Origin of the sequence: uncultured Phenylobacterium sp., assembly GCF_902826855.1 — a bacterium.
In the GTDB taxonomy this organism is placed as follows: domain Bacteria; phylum Pseudomonadota; class Alphaproteobacteria; order Caulobacterales; family Caulobacteraceae; genus Phenylobacterium.
In genome coordinates, this window is the sequence record NZ_CADEGK010000240.1 from 1 (window position 1) to 5,161 (window position 5,161).

4 protein-coding genes are annotated in these 5,161 nt (G+C 64.7%); 2 read left to right on the plus strand and 2 right to left on the minus strand.

Annotated elements, in window-relative coordinates; all coding sequences use genetic code 11:
- Window positions 1-280 precede the first annotated feature (280 nt).
- Window positions 281-2,509 (plus strand): S8 family serine peptidase, encoded by a 2,229-nt coding sequence (locus QZV94_RS22050; protein WP_293682013.1) that lies wholly within the window; start codon window positions 281-283, stop codon window positions 2,507-2,509.
- A 77-nt stretch (window positions 2,510-2,586) separates the two neighbouring features.
- On the opposite strand, the gene QZV94_RS22055 is transcribed toward QZV94_RS22050, so the two are convergent.
- Together QZV94_RS22055 and QZV94_RS22060 are read right to left on the minus strand one after the other, a co-directional pair.
- The gene (locus QZV94_RS22055) at window positions 2,587-3,327 is read right to left on the minus strand and encodes a cistern family PEP-CTERM protein (RefSeq protein ID WP_293682016.1); all 741 of its coding nucleotides are present in this window, start codon (window positions 3,325-3,327) and stop codon (window positions 2,587-2,589) included.
- Between the two features lie 193 nt (window positions 3,328-3,520).
- A complete protein-coding gene (locus tag QZV94_RS22060; RefSeq protein ID WP_293682019.1) occupies window positions 3,521-4,477 on the minus strand; it encodes a hypothetical protein in 957 nt (318 codons plus the stop codon).
- Window positions 4,478-4,664: 187 nt separating this feature from the next.
- On the opposite strand from QZV94_RS22060, the gene ruvC reads away from it, so the two are divergent.
- Window positions 4,665-5,161 (plus strand): crossover junction endodeoxyribonuclease RuvC (ruvC, locus tag QZV94_RS22065; RefSeq protein WP_293682025.1); only part of this gene is annotated, 497 nt, incomplete at its 3' end.

Here is a 5,161-nt window from a genome sequence, read left to right on the forward strand (position 1 = left end):
CCGCATGAGGCGGGCTCGCGGCGGCGTTCTGCCACATATGCGCTAACGCGCTGTTAGCTAGAACCAAACAAGGTTAGCGAAGATTAATCTTCGCGATAAGCTGCCCCTTAAGAATCTGTATCCCATCATTTGCGAACTAGCGTCAATCTTGACCACATTGTGGCAGGATAATGTCCAAATATGTTGGCGATTACCTAGAATAAGAAGCTCTTCTCTCGGACCACTTCGGCAGTATGCCGACCTAATATTTCAATTCTCGCGATAATATACTGGAGATCTAATGCCTGCCTCCGACTACACGACCACGGCGTATCGACCCGACCAGATCCTGATCCAATTCAGCAGCGGTTCGAGCGCGGCCGAGCATAGCAAGGCGCTGCAGGCCATTGGTGGGCGTCTGTTGGACGTCATCCACGGCGGGGACGGTTCCGACAGCCTCGGCCTTGTGGGCCTCGGACAAGGCGTGACGGTCGAGAAGGCCATCGCGATCCTCTCCCATCTCCCGGGCGTCAAGTTTGCCGAGCCTGACTACATCGCCACCATTCAAGGTGTCAGCAACGACACCAGCGTGGTCGGCGGCCAGACCTGGGGCATGTACGGCGATCTGGGCAGCCCGGTTAACACCTATGGCAGCCAGGCGACGGAGGCTTGGGCCACCGGCGTGACGGGCTCGACCAAGGTCGCCGTCGGGGTTGCCGATACCGGCATGGACTATACCCACCCCGACCTCTTCCTAAACGTCTGGCTGAATCAGAAAGAGATCCCACTCACGTTCCGTAGCGCGCTGACGGACACTGACAGCGACGGACTGATCACCTTTCGCGACCTGAACCAGGGCGCCAATGCCGCCTATGTCAGCGACAAGAACGCCAACGGGCGCATTGACGGCGGCGACCTCCTGAACGACGCACGCTGGGAAGACGGCTCGGACCAGGACGCCAATGGCTACACCGACGATTTGATCGGCTGGGACTTCGTCAACGGGGACAACGATCCCATGGACGACCACGGCCACGGGACGCACGTGAGCGGCATCATCGGCGCCACCGGCGGCAATGGCATCGGCGTCGCCGGGGTCAACTGGTCCACACAGATGGTGGTGCTGAAATCCGCCAGCGCCACCGGCTCGGTCTCGACGTCGGCGAACATCCAGGCCACGGACTACTTCACCAACCTGACCAAGTCCGGCGTCGCGACCGACTTTGCTGCAACCAACCAGAGCTGGGGCGGAACGGGGAATTCCCTGGCGCTGCAGGACGCGATCACGCGCGCGGCCAAAGCCGACGTGTTCTACATCGCCGCTGCGGGCAACAACGCCACCAACAACGATGTCTCCGGGTTCTATCCGGCGAACCTGTCGACCGCGACGACCGCGGCGTTCGACGCCGTGATCTCCGTGGCCGCCATCGCCAGCAACGGGACCCTGGCCAGCTTCTCAAACTACGGGATGAACACGGTCGATATCGCCGCGCCGGGGGCCTCCATCTATTCGACGATCAAGGGCGGCGGCTACCAGGCGTGGAACGGCACGTCGATGGCCGCACCCTTCGTGACCGGCGCGATCGCGCTCTATTCGGCGCTGCACCCTGAGATGACCGGCGCCCAGATCCGCGCGGCGCTGCTGCAATCCGCGACGCCCACGGCGTCCTTGCTCGATAAGGTGGCGACGGACGGACGTCTCGACATCTCGACGTTCCTCAACACGGTTGTGGCGCCGACGGCCCCCGCTCCCACACCTGAGCCGGCCCCGGCGCCCGCTCCTACGCCCACCACCGGCGTCCTGATCACCGGAACGTTGGCGGGTGACGCCATCACGCCGACGGCTACGGCCTCCGGCCTCACTTCGACGGCCTACGCCGACACGATCTCAGGCCTGGCCGGCAACGACACCCTGGACGGCGGCGGCGGCGCCGACAGCCTGATGGGCGGCGCGGGCAACGACCTCTACGTGCTCGACACCGCCGGCGACAAGGTCTTCGAACTCTTCGCCGAGGGGATCGACACTGTTCAAGCAGCCTTCAGCTACACCCTGGGCGCGAATGTCGAAAACCTGACACTGACCGGCTCTGGCGCACTCAGCGGTACGGGCAACGAACTCGCCAATCGCATTATCGGCAACTCCGGCGCCAATCGCCTGGATGGTCGGGACGGCAATGACCTGCTCGACGGAGCCGGCGGTGGCGACACCCTGGTGGGGGGGTCCGGCGCCGATAGCCTGAGCGGTGGCGCAGGGAACGACGACCTCAACGGCGGCGCCGGGATCGACATCTACGTCGGGGGCTCCGGCAAGGACAACTTCATCCTGGCCCGAGGCGAACTGATGGATGATCGGATCTCAGACTTTGCGAAGGGCGATCACATCATCCTGCAGGGGTTCTCCGCCGGATCGACGGTCACCAAGGTCAACGCCACGGACTGGATGGCGACCGACAAAGCCACCGGCTCGACCGAGGTCTTCCATCTGCTTAACGGCTACGCCCTGAAGAGCGGCGACTTCCTGTTTGGTTAGGAGCGGGCGCCGATCGCGAAACAAAGAAAAGCCCCGGCCAACGGCCGGGGCTTCCCCTTTTTCGTGCTGGAGTGCGCTTAGGCGACTACAAGACGGCGACGACGGATAACCGCGCCGACGCCGCCAAAGCCCATGATCATCATCGCCCAGGTGGCGGGCTCAGGAACGGGGTTGCCGACAACGCCGCCGCCATCGCAGGGACGCTGATTCAGGCCTCCGCACTGAATGCCGACGCCAGAGTCCTGACCCAAGATCGCCGGAGAGATGCTCTGGAAGCGCGTGAAGAAGTTGTCGAACGTGACCTGCGACTGGTCTCCGTTCGCGAACACCAAGCTGAAGGTGCCGGTGAGGCTACTGCCATCAGCGATGCCATCGCTACCGTTGTTGCAGTTGTTGGTCTGCGAGCCCAAGTCCTTCAGGCAGAAGTTGACCTCGTTGGTGACGGCCTGCGGCGGATTATTGGACCCGATAACGCCGACTTCGAAACCCGTGAGGTTGCCCAGGGTAAAGGTGGCCGGAACCGCCCTCGCGCCAAAAACCGAAAGCCTAGAGTCGGCGCTTGAGGTGTTCGAAAGCTCGTAGGAGAAGTTGAACGTGTTGCCGAGTGCGGTGTCCGTGACGCTGCTCAGCGAAAGCGTCAGCAGCGCGCTCAGGTTAGAGGTAAAGACATCTCCGACATACCCGTCGAACTCGATGTTGGTTGTCTGGACGCCCCCAACAGCCGTGAACACGGTCGCCGACGACGCCGGAGCGGCCGCGAGCGCACCGAAGCTGAGCGTCGCCGCCGCGGTTGCCATCGCCAAAAGTTTTGTCTTCATTTCACCATACCCCAAAAAAAACCACGTGATCTGTGTTTAACAGATGTTTACGCGCCCTAGACTCAAACAACCCGCAGGGGAATCCGGACCTTCGAAACACCCTCGGCAGTTGGCGCCGCCTCAACTAAAGCCAAGCTAGCACAATACGTGCCAGATCTGTGGGTTGCGCCGCCGTCGCGATACCACACCACTCCTAGTGCTTCGTCGCTTCCGAGTGCGCCCGCCGCATCGCCGCGGCGTAGGGGGAATCGAACGGAGTGATTCCCGCCGCCTCGCGGACCTGGTCCATCCTGAGCGCCCAGAACTCGTCCCATGACACGCTGATCAGCGGCGGCGTCTCGCGGCCGTGAGCCCAGCCGCGGAAGATGCAGTCCAGCGTCACCTCGAGGCCCTTGGGGCGTTTCAGGGCGATGATGGTCAGGGTGGTGGCGGTGGAGAGCGCCGAGTAGTGGTGGCCAAGCTGAGCCATCAGGAACCCGCCCATGGCGACCTCATCCATCCAGGCCGAACTGTAGCCGGCGACCAGCCTCCACAGGGTCAAGGACTGGATGACCTGGACGTTGATGTGGTTCAGCGGCGGCGGCATGTGCCGCAGCAGGGGCACGACGTGGTCGAAGGGCTCGGCGAGGCCGCCGCCCTTGAGCATCGCCTGGCGGTAGGCATACCCCAACGAGGCCGGCGGATGGTTGGCCAGGGCGTCGAGGTCATGGCGCCTAGGTATCCGCCCGGCGGCCGCCTGGACCACGCCGGGAAACTCTCGCGCAACCGGCGCCATCCGCGCATTGATCCCCGGGTCGAGTTCTCCAGCCAGTCCCATCACCCGTCCGGCGAACTGCCTCTGACGAGTGTCTGGGGGCAGGTCCACGAGCTCCCAGAACGCTTCCCAGAAGGCCGGCGAGATAGGCAGCGGCTCGTCGGTGCGCAACTTTGGCGCGAACACCGGCCCCCCCAGCCATCCGGCGGACGCATTCTCGTAGATGTCGGATATGCGTTCGGGCGCGGCAGCGGCGGCGTGCAGCGCCTTGGCCGCAAGGGCGCGCAGACCGAGGCCGGTGACGCCGCGTCGCAGGCCCACCGCCAAGGCGCCCGCGTCGCCGCTGCCAGCCTCGGTCATCACCTCGAACGCGCTTTTCGTCGCGGCAGCGACCAACTGTGTGCCTCCCGGGCCGGCGTCCCACCGTGTGTCTTGCCGCACGGCGACCACCCTGTCGACTGTCCGACGGTTGAAAGCGGGCGGCGTATCGTATCATCGTTCGATGAACATCGCCGCTGGATTCCTTTACCCCCTCTTCACCCTTCCGGCCCCTCCGTAGTTCCGGCATTCTTCGGAACAGACGATGAACAATATGATTCGCTCTCCCTCGGTCCGCATCCTCGGCCTCGATCCCGGGCTGCGCCGCACCGGGTGGGGTGTCATCGCCTGCGAGGGCGCGCGGCTCTCCCACGTCGCCCACGGGGTCATCGCGCCGAAGGACAGCCTCCCGTTTGCCGAGCGCCTGCTCTGGCTGTTCACTGAGATCGAGGCGGTGATCGCCGCCCACGCGCCCGACGAGGCGGCGGTCGAGGAGACGTTCATGAACTCGAACGCCCAGTCCGCCCTGAAGCTGGGCCATGCGCGGGCCATGGCGATGATCGTTCCCGCCCGCGCTGGCCTCCCGGTCGCCGAGTACGCCGCCACGGTGGTCAAGAAGGCCGTCGTCGGCACCGGCGGCGCGGACAAGGTCCAGGTCGGCTGGATGATCGCCCGCCTTCTGCCCACCGCCGGCAAGACCGCGTCGGACGCCGCCGACGCCCTGGCGGTCGCCATCGCCCACGCCCATGCCCGCACCGCGCG

Excerpts from the sequence above, each read along its gene's own strand:
- QZV94_RS22050 (WP_293682013.1), top strand. The coding sequence starts at position 281 with ATGCCTGCCTCCGACTACACGACCACGGCGTATCGACCCGACCAGATC.
- QZV94_RS22055 (WP_293682016.1), bottom strand. The coding sequence starts at position 3,327 with ATGAAGACAAAACTTTTGGCGATGGCAACCGCGGCGGCGACGCTCAGC.